This is a genomic window from Streptomyces bugieae, assembly GCF_036352915.1.
GTDB lineage: Bacteria > Actinomycetota > Actinomycetes > Streptomycetales > Streptomycetaceae > Streptomyces > Streptomyces endophytica.
In genome coordinates this window covers 18,144-36,829 of the sequence record NZ_JAZBJP010000034.1, presented here as the reverse complement: position 1 = coordinate 36,829, position 18,686 = coordinate 18,144, and the positions used below count along the sequence as shown (strand labels likewise).

At 71.9% G+C, this 18,686-nt stretch carries 16 protein-coding genes; 12 read left to right on the top strand and 4 right to left on the bottom strand.

Going from position 1 to position 18,686, the window contains the following annotated elements:
• Nucleotides 1–157 precede the first annotated feature (157 nt).
• Complete coding sequence (locus tag V2J85_RS33350; protein WP_330823662.1) at nucleotides 158–601, bottom strand: SRPBCC family protein; 444 nt, start codon at nucleotides 599–601, stop codon at nucleotides 158–160.
• A 174-nt stretch (nucleotides 602–775) separates the two neighbouring features.
• Between V2J85_RS33350 and V2J85_RS33345 the strand changes: the two genes are divergently transcribed.
• Nucleotides 776–1,855 carry an Rv2578c family radical SAM protein gene (locus V2J85_RS33345; RefSeq protein WP_330823661.1) on the top strand — a complete coding sequence of 360 codons (1,080 nt, stop codon included), beginning with the start codon at nucleotides 776–778 and terminating at the stop codon, nucleotides 1,853–1,855.
• Between the two features lie 18 nt (nucleotides 1,856–1,873).
• Here V2J85_RS33345 and V2J85_RS33340 read toward each other — a convergent pair whose 3' ends face one another.
• Entirely contained in the window at nucleotides 1,874–2,233 is a 360-nt protein-coding gene (locus V2J85_RS33340) for a MerR family transcriptional regulator (RefSeq protein ID WP_330823660.1), read from the bottom strand.
• 123 nt (nucleotides 2,234–2,356) lie between these two features.
• The gene (locus V2J85_RS33335) at nucleotides 2,357–3,199 is read right to left on the bottom strand and encodes an SDR family NAD(P)-dependent oxidoreductase (protein WP_419836857.1); all 843 of its coding nucleotides are present in this window, start codon (nucleotides 3,197–3,199) and stop codon (nucleotides 2,357–2,359) included.
• A gap of 190 nt (nucleotides 3,200–3,389) precedes the next feature.
• Between V2J85_RS33335 and V2J85_RS33330 the strand changes: the two genes are divergently transcribed.
• Nucleotides 3,390–3,989 carry a GNAT family N-acetyltransferase gene (locus tag V2J85_RS33330; protein WP_261957355.1) on the top strand — a complete coding sequence of 200 codons (600 nt, stop codon included), beginning with the start codon at nucleotides 3,390–3,392 and terminating at the stop codon, nucleotides 3,987–3,989.
• 67 nt (nucleotides 3,990–4,056) lie between these two features.
• On the opposite strand, the gene V2J85_RS33325 is transcribed toward V2J85_RS33330, so the two are convergent.
• Nucleotides 4,057–4,743, bottom strand: coding sequence for a HEAT repeat domain-containing protein (locus V2J85_RS33325; protein ID WP_261954838.1), 687 nt, complete (start codon nucleotides 4,741–4,743; stop codon nucleotides 4,057–4,059).
• Between the two features lie 392 nt (nucleotides 4,744–5,135).
• Here V2J85_RS33325 and V2J85_RS33320 point away from each other — a divergent pair, with 392 nt between their 5' ends.
• The 10 genes from V2J85_RS33320 (at nucleotide 5,136) to pssA (ending at nucleotide 18,680) form a co-directional block, all read left to right on the top strand.
• Nucleotides 5,136–6,956, top strand: coding sequence for a 3-hydroxyacyl-CoA dehydrogenase family protein (locus V2J85_RS33320; RefSeq protein WP_330823659.1), 1,821 nt, complete (start codon nucleotides 5,136–5,138; stop codon nucleotides 6,954–6,956).
• A 136-nt stretch (nucleotides 6,957–7,092) separates the two neighbouring features.
• The gene (locus tag V2J85_RS33315; protein ID WP_261954840.1) at nucleotides 7,093–7,896 is read left to right on the top strand and encodes a TetR family transcriptional regulator; all 804 of its coding nucleotides are present in this window, start codon (nucleotides 7,093–7,095) and stop codon (nucleotides 7,894–7,896) included.
• Nucleotides 7,897–7,945: 49 nt separating this feature from the next.
• The gene (locus tag V2J85_RS33310; RefSeq protein WP_330823658.1) at nucleotides 7,946–10,417 is read left to right on the top strand and encodes an AAA family ATPase; all 2,472 of its coding nucleotides are present in this window, start codon (nucleotides 7,946–7,948) and stop codon (nucleotides 10,415–10,417) included.
• 509 nt (nucleotides 10,418–10,926) lie between these two features.
• Entirely contained in the window at nucleotides 10,927–12,264 is a 1,338-nt protein-coding gene (gene ccrA, locus V2J85_RS33305; protein ID WP_261954842.1) for a crotonyl-CoA carboxylase/reductase, read from the top strand.
• A gap of 15 nt (nucleotides 12,265–12,279) precedes the next feature.
• The gene (locus V2J85_RS33300) at nucleotides 12,280–14,316 is read left to right on the top strand and encodes a protein meaA (RefSeq protein ID WP_261954843.1); all 2,037 of its coding nucleotides are present in this window, start codon (nucleotides 12,280–12,282) and stop codon (nucleotides 14,314–14,316) included.
• Complete coding sequence (locus V2J85_RS33295) at nucleotides 14,313–15,275, top strand: HpcH/HpaI aldolase/citrate lyase family protein (protein WP_261954844.1); 963 nt, start codon at nucleotides 14,313–14,315, stop codon at nucleotides 15,273–15,275. The genes V2J85_RS33300 and V2J85_RS33295 overlap by 4 nt, the downstream gene beginning before the upstream one ends.
• Before the next feature lie 5 nt (nucleotides 15,276–15,280).
• On the top strand, nucleotides 15,281–15,805 hold the full coding sequence (locus tag V2J85_RS33290) for a MaoC family dehydratase (RefSeq protein WP_261957356.1): 525 nt from the start codon (nucleotides 15,281–15,283) through the stop codon (nucleotides 15,803–15,805).
• A gap of 5 nt (nucleotides 15,806–15,810) precedes the next feature.
• Nucleotides 15,811–17,016 (top strand): acyl-CoA dehydrogenase family protein, encoded by a 1,206-nt coding sequence (locus V2J85_RS33285; RefSeq protein WP_261954845.1) that lies wholly within the window; start codon nucleotides 15,811–15,813, stop codon nucleotides 17,014–17,016.
• A gap of 169 nt (nucleotides 17,017–17,185) precedes the next feature.
• On the top strand, nucleotides 17,186–17,833 hold the full coding sequence (locus V2J85_RS33280; RefSeq protein WP_030412970.1) for a phosphatidylserine decarboxylase: 648 nt from the start codon (nucleotides 17,186–17,188) through the stop codon (nucleotides 17,831–17,833).
• Complete coding sequence (gene pssA, locus V2J85_RS33275) at nucleotides 17,820–18,680, top strand: CDP-diacylglycerol--serine O-phosphatidyltransferase (protein ID WP_261954846.1); 861 nt, start codon at nucleotides 17,820–17,822, stop codon at nucleotides 18,678–18,680. Before V2J85_RS33280 ends, pssA begins: the two co-directional genes overlap by 14 nt.
• The last annotated feature ends 6 nt before the right edge of the window (nucleotides 18,681–18,686 follow it).

Below are 18,686 nucleotides of genomic sequence, written 5' to 3'. Positions count from 1 at the left end.
GCCGGGGCGCCTCGGTGCGACCGAAACCACCCGAACCGGTGAGCGTGACGGAACGCGCCCAGGGTGACGCATGTGACGTCCGCGCTCAGCGCAGGAAGCAGCTGACACGCATGACGCACATGACGCACATGACGCCCAGGGGACGTATGACGTCCGATCACTTCTCCATGCGCGCCGCGAGGTTGGCGAGGATGGTGTCGTAGATCCGGCCGAGGCCCTTGGGGGCGAAGGTCCGCTCGAAGAAGCCGCCGATACCACCCGCGCCCTGCCAGGTGGTCGTGACGACGACCCTGGCGCGCTTCTCGCCGGCCGGCGTGACGACCCAGGTGGTCACCATGGAGGAGTTGCGATCCTTCTCCACGAGCTGGCCGTCGGTGGGCTCGTCGACCTCCAGCAGGCAGTCGCGCACCCGCTTGCTCGTGGCCTGGAGCTTCCAGTGGACGAGGGTGCCCTTGCCGTCGCCGCCCTCGCAGACCTCGTACTCCGAGAAGTGCTCGGGCAGCAGCTGCTGGCGCGTGCCGCTGTAGTCGGCGAGCGCGTCGAACACGTCCTCCGGGTCCGCCGCGATCTCGCGCTGCGTGGTGGCCTCGACCTGACCCATGTGTGTCTTCCTCCAGTAGTCGGCTGCCGGTCCTGCGGTGCGCCGCCAAGCCAACCACCACTGGGGGGCGCGCCCAAAATCCGCCCGAGCCCGTCTTGACGGACGAGAAGGGAACACGTGTTCTATTATGGTGGGCGGGGGCTCGACGGCATGCAGCATGCAGAAGGAGGCCCGATGCGCTGGGACAACCTGGGTGACGGCCCGGCCGCACTGTTCGGTGCGGACGTGGTCAGCCGGACGTTCGACACCCCCGAATTCCGCGGCATCACGTTCCACGAGGTGCGCGCCCGCTCCCTCGTCAACCGCGTCCCGGGCGCCTCCCGGATGCCGTTCGAATGGACGGTCAACCCCTACCGCGGCTGCAGCCACGCCTGCGTCTACTGCTTCGCGCGCAAGACCCACAGCTATCTGGACCTGGACACCGGCCTCGGCTTCGACACCCAGATAGTGGTGAAGGTCAACGCTCCCGAACTACTGCGCCGCGAACTGGCCGGGCGCCGCTGGCGCGGCGACCACATCGCGATGGGCACCAACGTCGACTGCTACCAGCGCGCGGAGGGCCACTACCGCCTCATGCCCGGCATCCTCACGGCCCTGCGCGATCACGCCAACCCGTTCTCGATCCTCACCAAGGGCACGCTCATCCTGCGCGACCTGGAACTGCTGCGGCAGGCCGCCGAGGTCACCGACGTCGGCATCTCGGTCTCGGTCGGCTTCCTGGACCACGAGCTGTGGCGCACGGTCGAGCCCGGCACGCCCGCCCCCGAACGCCGGCTGGACGTGGTGCGCACCCTCACCGCACACGGCATTCCCTGCAGCGTGCTCATGGCACCCGTCATCCCGTTCCTCGGCGACGCGCCGGAGCAGCTGCGCGCCACGGTCCGCGCCCTCGCAGAGGCCGGCGCGGGATCCGTCACGCCGCTGGTGCTGCACCTGCGCCCCGGCGCCCGCGAGTGGTTCCTGTCCTGGCTGGAGCACCACCATCCGCATCTCGTACGGCGCTACACGACGATGTACGCGGACGGCGCCTACGCCCCCACGTGGTACCAGCGCCGGATCACCCGCCAGGTCCACGAACTCGCCGCCGAGTACGGCATCGGCCCCGCCCGCTCGGGCGAGGCCCGCCGCATCCGGCCGCCGTCCGGGGACGCCGACGCCGCCGGGGACTCCGTGCCCGTGGCGGTTTCCCCGCCCGCGGACGATCCCGCGCCTGCACCCGTGCCCTCGGGGCCGACCCAGCTGACCCTCATCTGAACGGGCCGGACCGGCCGCTCACACCGAGGCGGCCGGGACGGCCTCCAGGGCCCGCGCCAGACGGTCGCGGGCCTCGGTCTGGGCGGCGATCCGCTCGTCGATGACGGCGAGCCGCTCACGGGCGATCCGCAGCCCCTCGGCGGACGGCGGAGCGGTGGTCATGTCGCCGTCCAGGCAGGGGGTGAAACAGCGGACGTCGGCGAGCGTGAGCCCGGCCGCCAGCAAGTGGCGGATGTTGCGCACCCGTACGGCCGCGCCGGCGTCGTAGACCCGATACCCGTTCGCCTCCCGGACGGAGGCGATCAGCCCCTCCCGCTCGTAGTTCCGCAACGCCCGCGGCGTCGCCCCGGTGACCTCCGCCAACTCCCCTATCCGCACGGGCCGTTCCCTCCCTCGACTCCGGCCTCGCGGCTCGATTCCCGCGCCGCGTCCCGCATTGTGCCGCGCGCCTCGTCCGGGCCGGGACCGCGGGGGCAGGGGAGCCGGGGGGCCGGGGCGGGCTCAGCCGACCACCGCTCCGCCGTCGACCGGCAGGATCACCCCCGTGACGAACGAGGCGGACGGGTCGGCCAGGTGGGTGACGGCCCAGGCCACCTCCTCGGGGCGGCCGATCCGGCCCAGCGGCGTGTGCGCGATCTGCCACGCGCGGTGCGCCGCCCGCTGCTCCTCGGACAGGCCCTGGTGGAGTGCGATCGGGGTCTCCACGGCACCGGGGGCGACCGCGACCACCCGCACCCCGCGCGGTGCGAGCTCCACCGCCCAGCTGCGGGTGAGCAGTTCGAGCCCCGTCTTGGTCGCGGCGTAGACCGCGTTGCCGGGCCAGCCGCGCTGGCCGATCGAGGTGCTGATGTTGACCACCACCCCGCCGGTCCGCTCCAGATGGGGCACCGCCTCCTGCGTCAGCAGTACGGGCGCGACGAGGTTCGTCGCCAGTTGCGGCCCCATCCGCTCCTTGGTGTGGCTGCCGAGCGCTCCGCTGCCCACGATGGCCGCGTTGTTGACCAGGACGTCCAGCCGGCCGTAGGTCTCGATCGCATGGCGGACGAGGGCCGCGGGGACGTCGTCCGCGGTGATGTCGGCGGCGTACGGGACGATCTCGCCGTCCCCCTCGGCGCCCGCCGCCGTCTCCGCCAGCGGCTCGGCCCGGCGGCCGACCGCCAGCACCCGTGCGCCCTCCGCCGCGAAGGCCCGGGCGGCGGCCCGCCCGATGCCCGTACCGGCGCCGGTGATGATCACCACCCGGCGGGGCGGGGCGTCCGTGGGGTGACTGCCGGTTCCGGTGGCGTTCGTCCCGGGCTGCTGCTGCGTGGGCGCGGTCCGCCCGCTGTGCGTGCTGTGTGCCATGCCGGAAGTCTCGAACCCTGCCCCCAGGGGCAAGGTCAAGCGCACGGCGCCGGAACCGCGGGAGCCCGGCAGCGGGAAAAACCCCGGAAGCCCCCTTGACCCGGCCCCTACCCTCTCCCCCATGGACACGGGCAGGGACAAGGGCAGGGGCAGGGACAGGAGGCCGGCAGGACCGCTCCGGATACGGGAGATGGGCGAGGCCGACGTCGAGGCGGTCTCGGCGGTGCGGGTCCGCGGCTGGCAGGCGGCGTACCGGGGGCTGATGCCGCAGGCGTACCTGGACGGGATGAGTGTGGCGGCGGACGCCGAGCGGCGACGGTCGTGGTTCGGGCGGCGGTCGCCGGACGTGGTCGACCTGGTGGCGGAATCGGCCGGTGAGGTGGTCGGCTGGGCGTCGGTCGGCCCGGCCCGGGACCCCGATGTGGCCCCGGGCGCCGAGGAGTTGCCCGCCCCGCGCCCGACCGCGGGTGAGCTGTTCGCGCTGTACGTCGCGCCCGAGCGGATCGGCACCGGCGTCGGCCGCGCCCTGATGGCCGCGGGCACGGACCGCGCACGGCAGAGCGGATACCGCGCGCTGTATTTGTGGGTGGTACGCGGCAACGCCCGCGCCCAGCGGTTCTACGAGCGCGCCGGCTTCGTACCGGACGGGGCGGAGGAGACGTACAAGGTGGGCGGCAGCAACGTCCCCGAGCTGCGCTACTGGCGCCCGCTGTCTCCGTGCTCCCCGGACCTCACGTCGTCTCCTCCCGACCCGACGTCGGACGTCCCATGTGCCCGGGACGCCCCTTGACCCCCGGGGTTGCCCCCTGGGGTCTGTGTTGACCTCTGGGAGTTGGGTTGGCCTCTGGCGGACCGCTTCAGGCGCCCGAGCCGTCCTTCGCGGCGTCTCGGCCCTCCTTCGCGGCACCCGCTCCCCCGTCGCCCCGCCCCTCGTCCCCCGGAAGCTCGTGCACCCCCAGCCGGGCCAGCGAGGCCGCCGCGGCGGCGGCCAGGCGGGGGTGGCCGGTGGCGGCGGTGAGTGCGGGCACGGCGCGGCGGTCGCCCAGGGCGCCCAGGCCCTCGACGCAGGCGAGTGCCACCCGCCAGTAGGGGTTGTGCGGGGTCAGCAGCCGCTCCAGGGTGGCGACCAGCGCCGGTACGGACTGCGGCGCGCGCAGCTCGGCGAGCAGCCGCACCGGGTGCAGGGCGTACGCGGTGCGCAGCGGGTTGGTGGCCAGGGCGGCCGCGGCGCGGGCGGTGCGCGGGTCGCCGAGCCGGCTCAGGGCGTGGGCCGCGGTGGCGCAGCGCACCGGATCGCGGTAGTTCAGCAGCAGGACGAGCGTCTCGAAGGCGCGTTTGTCGCCGGCGCAGCCGAGGATGAAGGCGGCGATCTCGCGGGCCCACAGGGGGCGTTCGACGGCGACCAGCATCCGGGCGAGTTCCTCCCGTCCGGCGGGGGTGTTCTTGCGGGCGAGGCCCAGCAGGCGCTCGTAGGCGACCAGATCCTGTGGGGAGCGGAGTTCGGCCCGCACCCGGTCCGTCAACTCGTGGAATTCGTCTTCCATTTGCCGCTTCCCTCCCGCCGGGGCGCCCCGGTTACCGAGACGTGGCCTGCACCACAGACTAATGACCCGGACTACCCCTGGCGCTGCGGTTACCCACGGGTTAACCTGCTGGGACGAGCAGCACCCCTGCTCGGGCGGCCTGGTGACGCAGCCGCCACAGAGTGAAGTCGGTTCGGCACCGCAACAGCACGACATCAGTACGGAGCACGGCACGGCCCCGGGACAGGGCCCCGCCGCAGCTCCCGCACCGCCGGCGCTGCCAGCAGCGCTGCGGCCTCCGCGGCCCCGCCGCGCCCGGCCGCCGCGTATCCGCTGCCCCTCGCGTCCGCGCGGCCACCCCTCAGTCGTCACTTCTCCCCTGCCCTTCAGGGGAACACCCTCAGGAGTTCGCGATGGGCCCTTCGTCCACCCCTGATGTCTCCCCCGACATTTCCCCACTGTCCCTCTCCACCGTGGCCGTCGTCGGCCTGGGCACCATGGGCACCGGCATCGCCGAGGTGCTGGCCCGGGCCGGCCGCGAGGTCATCGGCATCGACGTCGACGAGGCCGCGGCCCGGCATGCCGTCGCCGCGCTGGAGGCCGCCACGGCCCGCGCGGTGCGCCGCGAGCGGATCACCGAGCGCGAGCGGCAGGACGTCCTGGCCCGTTTCCGCACCTTCACCGATCTGCAGGCCGCCGCGGAGGCCGATCTGGTCATCGAGGTGGTCCCCGAGGACTACGAGCTCAAGCGGCAGGTCTTCGCCGAACTGGACGCCGTGGTGCGGCCGGATGCCATCCTGGCCACCGGCACCAACGCCCTGTCGGTGACCCGGCTCGCCGCCGATTCGCAGCGTCCCGAGCGGGTGCTCGGGCTGCACTTCTTCAACCCCGCACCGGCCATGAAGCTGGTCGAGGTGGTCTCCTCGGTGCTCACCGCGCCGGCCGCGGTGGCCGGGGTCACCGAGCTCGCCCGCGACCTGGGCAAGGACCCGATCGCGGTGGGTGACCGGCCCGGTTTCGTCGCCGACGGCCTGCTGTTCGGCTATCTGAACCAGGCCGCCGCGATGTACGAGTCGCGGTACGCCACCCGTGAGGACATCGACGCCGCGATGCGGCTCGGCTGCGGCCTTCCCATGGGCCCGCTGGCGCTGCTCGACCTGATCGGCGTGGACACCGCCCGGACCGTCCTGGAGGCGATGTACGCCGAGTCCCAGGACCGGCTGCACGCCCCGGCGCCGATCCTGGGCCAGCTGGCCGAGGCCGGGCTGACCGGCCGCAAGGCGGGCCGCGGCTTCTACTCGTACGAGGCGCCGGGTTCGGCCACGGTCGTGCCGGACGCGGAGAGCCCGGCGGTCACCGGTGAGGCCGCGGCCGGGCGCACGGTCACCCGGGTCGGCGTGGCCGGTTCCGGGACGATGGCCAGCGGCATCGCCGAGGTCTTCGCCAAGGCGGGGTACCAGGTCGTGCTGGCCGCCCGCAGCCCGGAGAAGGCGGAGAAGGCGAAGGCCCGGATCGCCAAGTCGCTGGGCCGGTCCGTGGACAAGGGCCGGCTGACCGCCGAGGCCCGGGACGCGGCGCTGGCGGCGATCACCCCGGCCGGGACGCTGGACGCGTTCGCGGACGTGGACCTCGCGGTCGAGGCGGTGGCCGAGGACCTGGCCGTCAAGCAGGAGCTGTTCCGGACGCTGGACAAGGTCTGCAAGCCGGGCGCGGTCCTGGCCACCACGACCTCGTCGCTGCCGGTCGTGGCCTGCGCCCGGGCCACCTCACGCCCGCAGGACGTCATCGGGATGCACTTCTTCAACCCGGCGCCGGCGATGAAGCTGGTCGAGGTGGTGCGGACGGTCCTGACCTCCGACGAGGTGCACGCGACCGTGCGGGAGGTGTGCGCCAAGGTCCGCAAGCACCCGGTGGACTGCGGCGACCGGGCCGGCTTCATCGTGAACGCGCTGCTGTTCCCGTACCTGAACAACGCGATCAAGATGGTCCAGGAGCACTACGCCTCGCTGGACGACATCGACGCGGCGATGAAGCTCGGCGGCGGCTACCCGATGGGCCCGTTCGAGCTCCTCGACGTGGTCGGCCTGGACGTCTCGCTGGCCATCGAGAAGGTCCTGCACGCCGAATTCCGCGACCCGGGGCTGGCCCCCGCGCCGCTGCTGGAGCACCTCGTCGCGGCGGGGTGCCTCGGACGCAAGACGGGCCGCGGCTTCCGTGAGTACGCCCGGCGCTGACCCGTGGGGGCGCCCCCGCCCGGACGGGGCCGGCTGGGGTGGACTGCTGGAGCCGGACGGCGGTCCACCCCCGCTCACAAGGGCGGAGGCGGGACCTCATGCCGCAGGCCGGGTAAATATGCAGTACCGTCCCCACATGTCCCAGCCCGCTCGTACGCAGCCCTCCGACGCCCCCGACAGCAGCACTCCCGGCACCCGCCGCGCGGCCGCGCAACGGCTCAAAATGCGCCGCGAATTGTCGGCGGCGGCCATGGAGCTGTTCGCGACCAAGGGCTACGAGGCGACGACGGTCGACGAGATCGCGGCCGCCGCGGGCGTCGCCCGGCGGACGTTCTTCCGCCACTTCCGCTCCAAGGAAGAGGCGATCTTCCCCGACCACGACGACACCCTGGTGCGCGCCGAGGCGGTCCTGGACGCCGCCCCGCCGCACGAGAACCCGCTCGACACGGTCTGCCGCGGCATCAAGGAGGTCATGCGGATGTACGCGGCCTCGCCGGCCGTGTCCGTGGCCCGCTACCGGCTGACCCGCGAGGTGCCCACCCTCCGCGAGGCCGAGATCGCCTCGGTGGCCCGCTACGAGCGGCTGTTCACCCGCTATCTGCTGGGCCACTTCGACGAGGGCGCGCACCGCGAGGGCGATGACGACCCGCTGCTGGCGGAGGTCGCCGCGTCCGCCGTGGTCACCGCGCACAACCACGTCCTGCGCCGCTGGCTGCGGGCCGGCGCGGAGGGCGACGTGGAGGCCCAGCTGGACCACGCCTTCGAGATCGTCCGGGAGACCTTCGGCGCCGGGATCGGCGCGGGCCGCACCACGACGGGCGAGCAGCCCCCGGCGTCCGTCTCCCGGGAGGGCGAGGTGCTGGTCGCGGTGGCCCGCACGGACGCCCCGCTGGAGGAGGTCATGCGCACCATCCGCAAGGCGATCAAGGACCGGAGATGATCCCGTAACGGCCTGACGGGCCCGGCTCGCTCGTGCTATCCACTACGGCGTGGCGGACGCGAGCGAGGCGGGGCCGGCTCCGGCCACCCACAACACGATCAGCGGCGGGCAGGCCCGCGACGTCATCCAGGGCGGCGTCGTCCAGATCTACCCGGCGCCCGCCCCGGTCCGCTCCCTGAACGCGCTGCCGCCCCGTCCGGCCGCCCTGCTCGGCCGCTCCGGCCCGCTCGCCACGCTGCTGGCCCTGCTGAAGCCCGGCGACCGCGCCGGGGCGCCCACCGCGATAGCCGTCACCGGTGAGGGCGGGGTGGGCAAGTCGGCCCTGATGGCGGCCGCCGCGCACGAGGCGCACAGGTGGTTCCCCGGCGGGGTGCTCTACGAGGACGCCCGGGCGCACGGCGGCGGGGAGCCGATGAGCATCGAGGAGCTGCTGGGCACCTGGCTGCGGGCGTTCGGCATCCCCGGCGACCAGCTCCAGCCGCACCGGGCCGGGCTGCTCGGCCAGTTCCGCAGCCGGCTCCGGGAGGCGGAGGAGGCGCTGCTGATCCTGCTCGACGACGCCGCGCCGGACGAGCACCTCGTGCCGCTGATACCCCCCGACAGCCGCCACCGCCTCCTGGTCACCGTCCGGACCGCCCCGGAGGACGCGCGGGTCGCCGTGCTGCGGCTGGACACGCTCAGCCCGAAGGATTCCCTGGCGCTGCTGGAGGCCGCCGCCGGCGAGCCGGTCCCGGCGGCGCAGCTGGACGAGATCGCCGCGCTCTGCGGCCATCTGCCGCTGGCGCTGGACGTGGTGGCCGGCCGGCTGCGGGACGGCGACGACAGCGCGCAGCGCATCCTGTCCGCGTTACGCCCGCCCGGTGAGCGGTTGGCCGAACTCGACCCGGTACGGCAGGCGTTCGAGGCCTCGTACCAGGCGCTCGACGACCCGGACGCGCGGATGCTGCGCCGCCTGGGGCTGCACCCGGGCACCGAGATCGACGCCGAGTCGGCCGCCGCGCTGGCCGGGGTCTCACCGGCGGAGGCGGACCGTGCGCTGCGCCGCCTGGTCAGGGCCCAGTTGCTGCGCCCCACCGGCCGCGAGGGCCGGGTCCGCTTCCACGACCTGCTGCAGCTGTTCGTCGGTGAACTGGCCTCGCAGGAGCCGGAGTCGGCGCGTGGTGCGGCGCTGGAGCGGCTGATGGCCCACTACGGCGAGCGGGCCGCCACCGCCGACGACGCCTGGTTCGACCGGGAGCGCGGGGCGGTGGCGGCGGCCCTGGCGGAGGCGGTGGACCAGGGCCGGTACGAGCGGGTCGCGCCGGTGGTGGACCACCTGGTGGCGTATCTGCTGCGGCGCACCCGCACCGTGGACGCGCTGTTCGTGCTGCGGCAGGGCGTCCTCGCGGCCCGGCACCGCGCCGACCACCACCGGGAGGCGGAGCTGCTGCGGATGATGCGGCGCCACTACCGTGCGCTGGAGCGCTGGCCGGAGGCCCGGTCCTGCGCGGAGGCGGGCCATCTGGCGCGTATCCGGGCCGGTGTGCGCTCGCCGGAGCTGGACGACGACCTCGGCGAGCAGGCGGCCGAGCACGATGACCACGGGGCAGCGGCGCACCACCACGGGCGGGCGGTGCGCGGCTGGGCGCTGCGGGGTGACCGGCACCGGCTGGCGGCCTCGCTGCTGGCGCGGGGGGACGCGGAGGAGCGGCTGGGGCGCGCCCGGGACGCGGCGCTCTCGTACCGCCGGGCGGTGGCGACGGCGCACGACGGCGACCTCACGGTCGTGGCGCACGCCTGGCTGAGGCTGGCCGGGTGCGCGGCGTACCGGCACGACCAGCGGCAGGTCCTGGAGCTGCTGCGCCGCGGGCTGGAGGTGGCGCGCAGGTCGGGGGACGTCCGGGTGACGGTCGAGGCGCTGGCGCTGCTGTTGGAGGCGGAGCAGGAGGCGGGGCGGCCGGGGGCGGCCGAGCAGCTGCTCCGGGAGGCGCTCAGCGAGGCCGGGGCGCACCACCTGCCGCTGCTGCGGGAGCGCCTGCTGGCGATCAAGTGGCCGTGGCTGAAGCTGGCCGCGGAGCCGGAGGCCGCCGCCGCGCCCCGTACGGGGACGGACCGCGCCCCGCAGGAGCCGCCGCCCGCCGTGCCGGGACCGCCCGTGGAGCAGGCGGCCCGCCATGTGCGCCCGGTGCTGCTGCGGCTGCTCGCCCTGCCGTTCTGCGGGGCGCTCTGGGCGCTCGGCTGCCTGACCGTGGCGCTGCTGGAGGGCGGGCCGGTGGCCCTGTGGCCGGCGCAGCTGGCGCTGGCCGGCGGCACGGCCTGGGCGGCCCGGCGGGTCTGGCAGCGCAGCCGCGGCAGCCGGCTCGGCGATCTGGCCGCGGTCGGCCTGCACCGCTTCCACGCGGTGGGCGCGGCCGGGCTGCTGGTGGCCGGGGTCCGGGCCGGTGCGCCGGGCGGCAGTGCCGTCGCCGCGGGGCTGCTGGCCCTGCACACCGCGGCGCAGCTGTGGCCGGCCGCCCGGGATCGCCTGAGGTCCCGGGCCTGACCGGGACACGACCCACCCGAACGGCGTAACCACACCACTGCTCACCTGCTGTGATTTCGTGATTCCGGTGTGTCACCGCCATGCCCCCTATCGGCCCATCTGCCGCTCATACGTGCCGGCCAAATGACATCTGAGAGAAATTCTTGGCACTCAGTGTCTTGTCGACTGGCACGCGGTGTCATACGTTGAGGGTGTCCGGGCGACCGGCGGACGAGGCGATCCTCGTGCGCCGGCTGTCCCAACAGCCCTCCCCGGCTGCCGCCCGGACGCCTGCGTCACAGGCACACCGCCCGGCACCCGCCGGGCTCCGCGCTCACCAAGGCGCTGCCAGGCACCACGGCCGACGCCTCCGCGACACCGGCGGAGACGGCGGCGGCGGCGCCACCCCGGCCGAACCGACGGCACCACCTCCCGCACCACCCCCGACGTTCCCTCAAGCCGTTCTCAACGAATCCCCTGGCTCTCGGCTTCGCTCGAGCAGGGGAGGCTGCACCCGCCGGAGGCACACCGTGAACGAGATCCTGGACGCAATCCTTGCGCCTGACACCACCAGCGCCGACTTCGCCGCGCTGACCATCCCCGAGTCCTACCGCGCGGTGACCGTGCACAAGGACGAGGCCGAGATGTTCGCCGGCCTGCCCAGCAAGGAGAAGGACCCGCGCAAGTCGCTGCACGTCGACGACGTCCCGGTCCCCGAACTCGGCCCCGGCGAGGCGCTGGTGGCCGTGATGGCCTCCTCCGTCAACTACAACTCCGTCTGGACCTCGATCTTCGAGCCGCTGTCGACCTTCGGGTTCCTGGAGCGCTACGGCAAGCTCTCCGAGCTCACCAAGCGGCACGACCTGCCGTACCACGTCATCGGCTCCGACCTGGCCGGCGTCGTGCTGCGCACCGGTCCGGGCGTCAACGCCTGGCAGCCCGGCGACGAGGTCGTGGCGCACTGCCTGTCCGTCGAGCTGGAGTCCTCCGACGGCCACAACGACACCATGCTCGACCCCGAGCAGCGCATCTGGGGCTTCGAGACCAACTTCGGCGGCCTGGCCGAGATCGCGCTGGTCAAGTCCAACCAGCTGATGCCCAAGCCCCAGCACCTGAGCTGGGAGGAGGCGGCGGCCCCGGGCCTGGTCAACTCGACCGCGTACCGCCAGCTGGTCTCCCGCAACGGCGCCGGCATGAAGCAGGGCGACAACGTCCTGATCTGGGGCGCCAGCGGCGGCCTCGGCAGTTACGCCACCCAGTTCGCGCTGGCCGGCGGCGCCAACCCGATCTGTGTCGTCTCCAGCCCCGAGAAGGCCGACATCTGCCGTGCCATGGGCGCCGAGGCGGTCATCGACCGCAACGCCGAGGGCTACAAGTTCTGGAAGGACGAGCGCACCCAGGACCCGAAGGAGTGGAAGCGCTTCGGCAAGCGCATCCGCGAGTTCACCGATGGCGAGGACATCGACATCGTCTTCGAGCACCCGGGCCGCGAGACCTTCGGCGCCTCGGTCTACGTCACCCGCAAGGGCGGCACCATCACCACCTGCGCCTCCACCTCGGGCTACATGCACGAGTACGACAACCGCTACCTGTGGATGTCGCTGAAGCGCATCATCGGTTCGCACTTCGCCAACTACCGCGAGGCGTGGGAGGCCAACCGCCTGATCGCCAAGGGCAAGATCCACCCCACCCTGTCGAAGACCTACACCCTGGAGGAGACCGGGCAGGCGGCGTACGACGTGCACCGCAACCTGCACCAGGGCAAGGTCGGCGTGCTGGCGCTCGCGCCCGAGGAGGGCATGGGCGTGCGCGACGAGGAGATGCGCGCCAAGCACCTCGACGCCATCAACCGCTTCCGGAACGTCTGAGGCCGGGAGGCACCCATGACAGAACGTCACCCTCAGTCCCAGGGGCGCAGGGAACGGGACCGGCCGTGGCTGATGCGCACGTACGCCGGTCACTCCACGGCGGAGGCGTCGAACGAGCTGTACCGGCGCAATCTCGCCAAGGGCCAGACCGGTCTGTCGGTGGCGTTCGACCTGCCGACGCAGACCGGCTACGACCCCGACCACGTCCTCGCCCGCGGCGAGGTCGGCCGGGTCGGGGTCCCGGTCTCCCACCTCGGTGACATGCGGCGGCTGTTCCAGGACATCCCCCTGGACCAGATGAACACCTCGATGACCATCAACGCCACCGCCATGTGGCTGCTGGCGCTCTACCAGGTGGTCGCGGAGGAGCAGGGCGCGGACATCACCAAGCTCCAGGGGACGACCCAGAACGACATCGTCAAGGAGTACCTGTCGCGCGGGACGCACGTCTTCCCGCCGGGGCCGAGCCTGCGGCTCACCACCGACATGATCACGTACACGGTGGCCCACATCCCCAAGTGGAACCCCATCAACATCTGCTCGTACCACCTGCAGGAGGCCGGGGCGACCCCGGTCCAGGAGATCGCGTACGCGATGAGCACGGCCATCGCCGTCCTCGACGCGGTGCGGGACTCCGGGCAGGTGCCGCCGGAGAAGTTCGGCGACGTGGTCGCCCGGATCTCCTTCTTCGTGAACGCCGGTGTCCGGTTCATCGAGGAGATGTGCAAGATGCGCGCCTTCGGCCGCATCTGGGACCACATCACCCGCGAGCGGTACGGCATCGAGAACCCCAAGCAGCGGCGCTTCCGCTACGGCGTCCAGGTCAACTCGCTCGGGCTGACCGAGGCCCAGCCGGAGAACAACGTCCAGCGGATCGTGCTGGAGATGCTGGCCGTGACGCTGTCCAAGGACGCCCGCGCCCGGGCGGTCCAACTCCCGGCCTGGAACGAGGCGTTGGGCCTCCCCCGGCCCTGGGACCAGCAGTGGTCGCTGCGCATCCAGCAGGTCCTCGCGCACGAGAGCGACCTGCTGGAGTACGAGGACATCTTCGCCGGCTCGCACGTCATCGAGGCCAAGGTGGACGCGCTGGTCACCGACTGCCTGGCCGAGATCGAGCGGATCCAGGAGATGGGCGGCGCGATGGCCGCGGTGGAGTCCGGCTACCTCAAGTCGCAGCTGGTGTCCGCGCACGCCGAGCGGCGGGGCCGGATCGAGGCCGGCGAGGAGAAGATCGTCGGTGTGAACTGCTTCGAGTCCACCGAGCCCAACCCGCTCACCGCGGACCTCGACACCGCCATCATGACCGTCGACCCGGCCAACGAGGCGCGGGTGGTACGGGGGCTGCACGACTGGCGGGACAACCGTGAGGAGGGCCGCGCCCAGGAGGCGCTGTCGGCGCTGAAGAAGGCGGCGGCCGGCGACACCAACCTCTTCGCGGCGACCCTGGAGTGCGCACGTGCCGGTGTGACGACCGGCGAGTGGGCCTGGGCCCTGCGGGACGTCTTCGGCGAGTTCCGGGCACCCACGGGCGTCTCCAGCGCCCCGCTGGCGGTCCCGGCCGAGGAGGGCAGCCCGCTGGCCGCGGTCCGCGAGAAGGTCGCCAAGACGGCCGCCGAGCTCGGCAGCGGCAAGCTGCGGCTGCTGGTCGGCAAGCCCGGGCTGGACGGGCACAGCAACGGCGCCGAGCAGATCGCCGTACGCGCCCGCGACGCCGGCTTCGAGGTGATCTACCAGGGCATCCGGCTGACGCCGGAGCAGATCGTCTCGGCGGCGGTCGCCGAGGACGTGCACTGCGTGGGCCTGTCCATCCTGTCCGGCTCGCACACGGAGCTGGTGCCGGACGTGCTGGCCCGGCTGCGGCGGGCCGGCGTCGACGACATCCCGGTCATCGTCGGCGGCATCATTCCCTCCGCCGACGCGACCGCGCTCCGGGAGGCCGGAGTGGCGGCCGTCTTCACGCCGAAGGACTTCGGTATTACGGAGATCATCGGCCGTATCGTCGACGAGATCCGCACGGCGAACCAGCTCGACCCCTTGGAGGTCCCCGCATGACGGTGGTGAACCGGCAGCGACCGAGGCGCTCCTGCCTCGCGGTACCCGGCAGCAATCCGCGGTTCCTGGAGAAGGCCCAGGGCCTGCCGGCGGACCAGGTGTTCCTGGACCTGGAGGACGCCTGCGCGCCGCTCGCCAAGGAGGGCGCCCGGCACACCGTCGTCGAGGCGCTGAACGAGGGCGACTGGACCGGCAAGACCCGGGTCGTGCGGGTCAACGACTGGACGACGCACTGGACGTACCGGGACGTCATCACGGTCGTCGAGGGCGCCGGGCCGAACCTGGACTGCATCATGCTCCCGAAGGTCCAGGACGCCCAGCAGATCGTGGCGCTGGACCTGCTGCTGACGCAGATCGAGAAGACGATGGGCTTCGAGGTCGGCCGGATCGGCATCGAGGCGCAGATCGAGAACGCCAAGGGCCTGGTGAACGTCGACGCGATCGCCGGCGCCTCGCCGCGGCTGGAGACCATCATCTTCGGCCCGGCCGACTTCATGGCGTCGATCAACATGAAGTCCCTGGTGGTCGGCGAGCAGCCGCCCGGCTATGGCGCGGACGCGTATCACTACATTCTGATGCGCATTCTGATGGCGGCACGGACCTACGATTTGCAGGCAATCGACGGCCCGTACCTTCAGATCAAGAACGTGGAGGGGTACCGGGAGGTCGCCGGCCGCGCCGCCGCTCTCGGCTTCGACGGCAAGTGGGTGCTGCACCCGGGCCAGGTCGAGGCCGCCAACGAGGTGTTCTCACCGTCCCAGGAGGACTACGACCACGCCGAGCTGATCCTGGACGCCTACGAGTGGCACACCTCGGAGGCGGGCGGCAAGAAGGGATCCGCCATGCTCGGTGACGAGATGATCGACGAGGCGAGCCGGAAGATGGCGCTGGTCGTCGCCGGCAAGGGCCGGGCCGCCGGCATGATCCGTACATCCAAGTTCGAAGCCCCGGAGGCATGAGCGCGATGCAGTTCGGCCGCACCTATGAAGAGTTCACCGTCGGCGATGTGTACAAGCACTGGCCCGGGAAAACGGTCACCGAATACGACGACCACCTCTTCTGTCTGCTCACGATGAACCATCACCCGCTGCACATGGACAGCAACTACGCGGAGCGGACCACCGACTTCGGCAAGAACGTCGTGGTCGGGAATTACATCTATTCGCTGCTGCTGGGCATGTCGGTGCCGGACGTCTCCGGAAAGGCCATCGCCAATCTCGAGATCGAGTCGCTGAAGCACGTCGCGCCGACCTTCCACGGCGACACGATCTACGGCGAGACCACGGTGCTCGACAAGACGCCCTCGAAGTCGAAGTCGGACCGCGGGATCGTGTACGTGGAGACCAAGGGCTACAAGCAGGACGGCACCCTGGTCTGCGTCTTCCGCCGCAAGGTCATGGTCCCCACGGCCACGTACATCAAGGAGCGCGGCGGCGAGCAGCCCGGCCGCCCCGAGCTGGCGGCCCCCGCGGCCAAGAAGGAGAAGTGACCGCCATGACCCGTCTTGCGCAGACCGAGGGCCTGACCGACATCCAGCGGGAAATCCTCTCCACCGTCCGCGACTTCGTGGACAAGGAGATCCTGCCGGTCGCCACGGAGCTGGAACACCGCGACGAATACCCGGCGCAGATCGTCGAGGGCCTGAAGGAACTCGGCGTCTTCGGCCTGATGATTCCCGAGGAGTACGGCGGGCTGGGTGAGTCCCTTCTCACGTACGCGCTGACCGTCGAGGAGATCGCCCGCGGCTGGATGAGCGTCTCGGGCATCATCAACACCCACTTCATCGTGGCGTACATGCTCAAGCAGCACGGCACGCAGGAGCAGAAGGACTATTTCCTGCCGAAGATGGCGGCCGGCGAAATCCGGGGCGCCTTCTCGATGTCGGAGCCGGCGCTCGGCTCGGACGTCTCGGCCATTTCCTCCAAGGGTGTCCGGGACGGCGACGATTACGTCCTCAACGGCCAGAAGATGTGGCTCACCAACGGCGGTTCGTCCACGCTCGTGGCGGTGCTGTGCCGTACCGACGAGGGGCACCCGGAGGGCACCGCTCCGCACAAGTCGATGACGACCTTCCTCGTGGAGAAGGAGGCCGGCTTCGGTGAGGTGCGGCCCGGCCTGACCATCCCGGGCAAGATCGACAAGATGGGCTACAAGGGTGTCGACACCACCGAGCTGATCATGGACGGGCTGCGCATCCCGGCCGATCGGGTGCTCGGCGGCCAGACCGGACGTGGCTTCTATCACATGATGGACGGCGTCGAGGTCGGCCGGGTCAACGTCGCCGCGCGGGGCTGCGGCGTCGCCCAGCGCGCCTTCGAGCTGGGCGTTTCGTACGCGCAGCAGCGACACACCTTCGGGAAGCCGATCGCCCAGCACCAGGCGATCCAGTTCAAACTGGCCGAAATGGCGACAAAGGTCGAAGCCGCCCATGCAATGATGGTTAATGCCGCTCGCAAAAAGGACTCCGGTCAGCGAAACGACCTGGAGGCGGGCATGGCGAAGTACCTCGCCTCCGAGTACTGCAAGGAGGTCGTGGAGGACGCGTTCCGCATCCATGGCGGGTACGGATTCTCCAAGGAATACGAGATCGAGCGCCTCTACCGGGAGGCCCCGATGCTCCTGATCGGTGAAGGTACCGCCGAGATCCAGAAAATGATCATTGGTCGCCGGCTACTGGAGGAGTACCGAATCCAGGCATGAACGTCCGGTTTGGGCCGTTTTGGCCTAGACGAAGATCACACCCCGTCATTGTTCTTCGGCCACGGATTGGCTCTGGCTCTTGGCCAGTTGCCGCTCGCAACCGATAGCATCCGGGAAAGCCGCCGTCCCCCGTATCCCTACGCGGCATCCTCCGCTACGAAGGTCATCCATGCCCCACAGCCAATCCTCTGCACAACGCGGTCGCGTCCGCCTCGCGCGCGGAGCGTCGCCGTGGCTCCTGCCGACCGTTGCCACGGCGGCGGTCAGCCTGGCCCGGTCCCGCCGGTCGGGACGCTGGGCCGCTGTTGCCGTGCCCACCACCGCACTGGCGGCGGGCATGCTGTGGTTCTTCCGCGACCCGGAGCGGGAGATCGCCCAGGGCCGCGTCATCTCTCCGGCCGACGGCGTGGTGCAGAGCATCATGCCGTGGAAGGACGGGCGCACCCGCGTCGCGATCTTCATGAGCCCGCTGAACGTCCACGTCAACCGCGCGCCGCTGGCCGGCACGGTGACGTCCGTGGAGCACATCCCCGGCGGATTCGTCCCGGCGTTCAACAAGGAGAGCGAGAACAACGAGCGGGTCGTCTGGCACTTCGACACCGAGCTCGGCGACATCGAGATGGTGCAGATCGCCGGCGCGGTGGCCCGCCGCATCGTCCCCTACGTGCCCCAGGGCACCAAGGTGGAGCAGGGCGAGCGGATCGGGCTGATCCGCTTCGGCTCGCGCGTCGACGTCTACCTCCCGGCGGGCGTCGAGGTCGCGGTCGAGGTCGGCCAGGCCACCACCGCGGGGGTGACACGCCTTGACCGTGATTGATCCCGAGACGCAGGCGGGCTGGGCGCCCGAGACGGACGAGGACGAGGACGACATGCCGCTGTCCACGCGGCTGTCGATAGCGGACACCCTCACCCTCGGTAACGCCATCTGCGGCTTCATGGCGGTGTACTTCACCACCACCGGTGTGCTCATCCCGCACCTCACGGGGACCGAGGACGGCGGGATGGCCCGGCACAGCGCGGCCATGGCCGTGATCCTGATGCTGTTCGCGTCGGTCTTCGACCTCTTCGACGGGCTGGTGGCGCGCAAGCTGCGGGCCTCGGCGATGGGGGCCGAGCTCGACAACCTCTCCGACCTGATCAGCTTCGGGCTGGCGCCCGCGTACTTCGTCGTGACCTGGGGCATGGTCGCCCAGGACGCGCACCAGCGGGTGTCGGTGGTCGCGGCGGTGGTGGTGCTGCTGGCGGTGGTGCTGCGGCTGGCGCGGTTCTCCTGCGTCACCCTGCGCGACGGGATCTTCCAGGGCATGCCGAGTCCGTTCGGCGCGCTGACCGTCGTCGCCATCGTGCTGCTGGAGCTGCCGTTCCTGCCGACGCTGCTGGCGATCATCGGGGTGGCCTGGCTGATGGTGAGCCGGGTCGAGTACCCCAAGCCGCGGGGCCGGCTCGCGGTGGCGATGCTCAGCTGGATCGTGCTCAGCATGGGCATGCTCGCGGCCTGGGCGCTGGACGCGCCCGGCGGCCAGCTGCTGCTGCAGACCGGCTGCTCGCTGCAGATCGTCCTGGGTGCCATGATCCCGGTCTTCGCCACGGCGCGCCGGGTCAACACCTTCCGCGACAACCGCCGCGAGTCCCGCGCCGAGTCGCGGGCCGCGCAGCTCCGCTAGCGGGGC

Coding starts and splice junctions, on each gene's coding strand:
- V2J85_RS33350 (WP_330823662.1), bottom strand. CDS start 601: ATGGGTCAGGTCGAGGCCACCACGCAGCGCGAGATCGCGGCGGACCCG.
- V2J85_RS33345 (WP_330823661.1), top strand. CDS start 776: ATGCGCTGGGACAACCTGGGTGACGGCCCGGCCGCACTGTTCGGTGCG.
- V2J85_RS33335 (WP_419836857.1), bottom strand. CDS start 3,199: ATGGCACACAGCACGCACAGCGGGCGGACCGCGCCCACGCAGCAGCAG.
- V2J85_RS33330 (WP_261957355.1), top strand. CDS start 3,390: ATGGGCGAGGCCGACGTCGAGGCGGTCTCGGCGGTGCGGGTCCGCGGC.
- V2J85_RS33325 (WP_261954838.1), bottom strand. CDS start 4,743: ATGGAAGACGAATTCCACGAGTTGACGGACCGGGTGCGGGCCGAACTC.
- V2J85_RS33320 (WP_330823659.1), top strand. CDS start 5,136: ATGGGCCCTTCGTCCACCCCTGATGTCTCCCCCGACATTTCCCCACTG.
- V2J85_RS33315 (WP_261954840.1), top strand. CDS start 7,093: ATGTCCCAGCCCGCTCGTACGCAGCCCTCCGACGCCCCCGACAGCAGC.
- V2J85_RS33300 (WP_261954843.1), top strand. CDS start 12,280: ATGACAGAACGTCACCCTCAGTCCCAGGGGCGCAGGGAACGGGACCGG.
- V2J85_RS33295 (WP_261954844.1), top strand. CDS start 14,313: ATGACGGTGGTGAACCGGCAGCGACCGAGGCGCTCCTGCCTCGCGGTA.
- V2J85_RS33290 (WP_261957356.1), top strand. CDS start 15,281: ATGCAGTTCGGCCGCACCTATGAAGAGTTCACCGTCGGCGATGTGTAC.
- V2J85_RS33285 (WP_261954845.1), top strand. CDS start 15,811: ATGACCCGTCTTGCGCAGACCGAGGGCCTGACCGACATCCAGCGGGAA.
- V2J85_RS33280 (WP_030412970.1), top strand. CDS start 17,186: ATGCCCCACAGCCAATCCTCTGCACAACGCGGTCGCGTCCGCCTCGCG.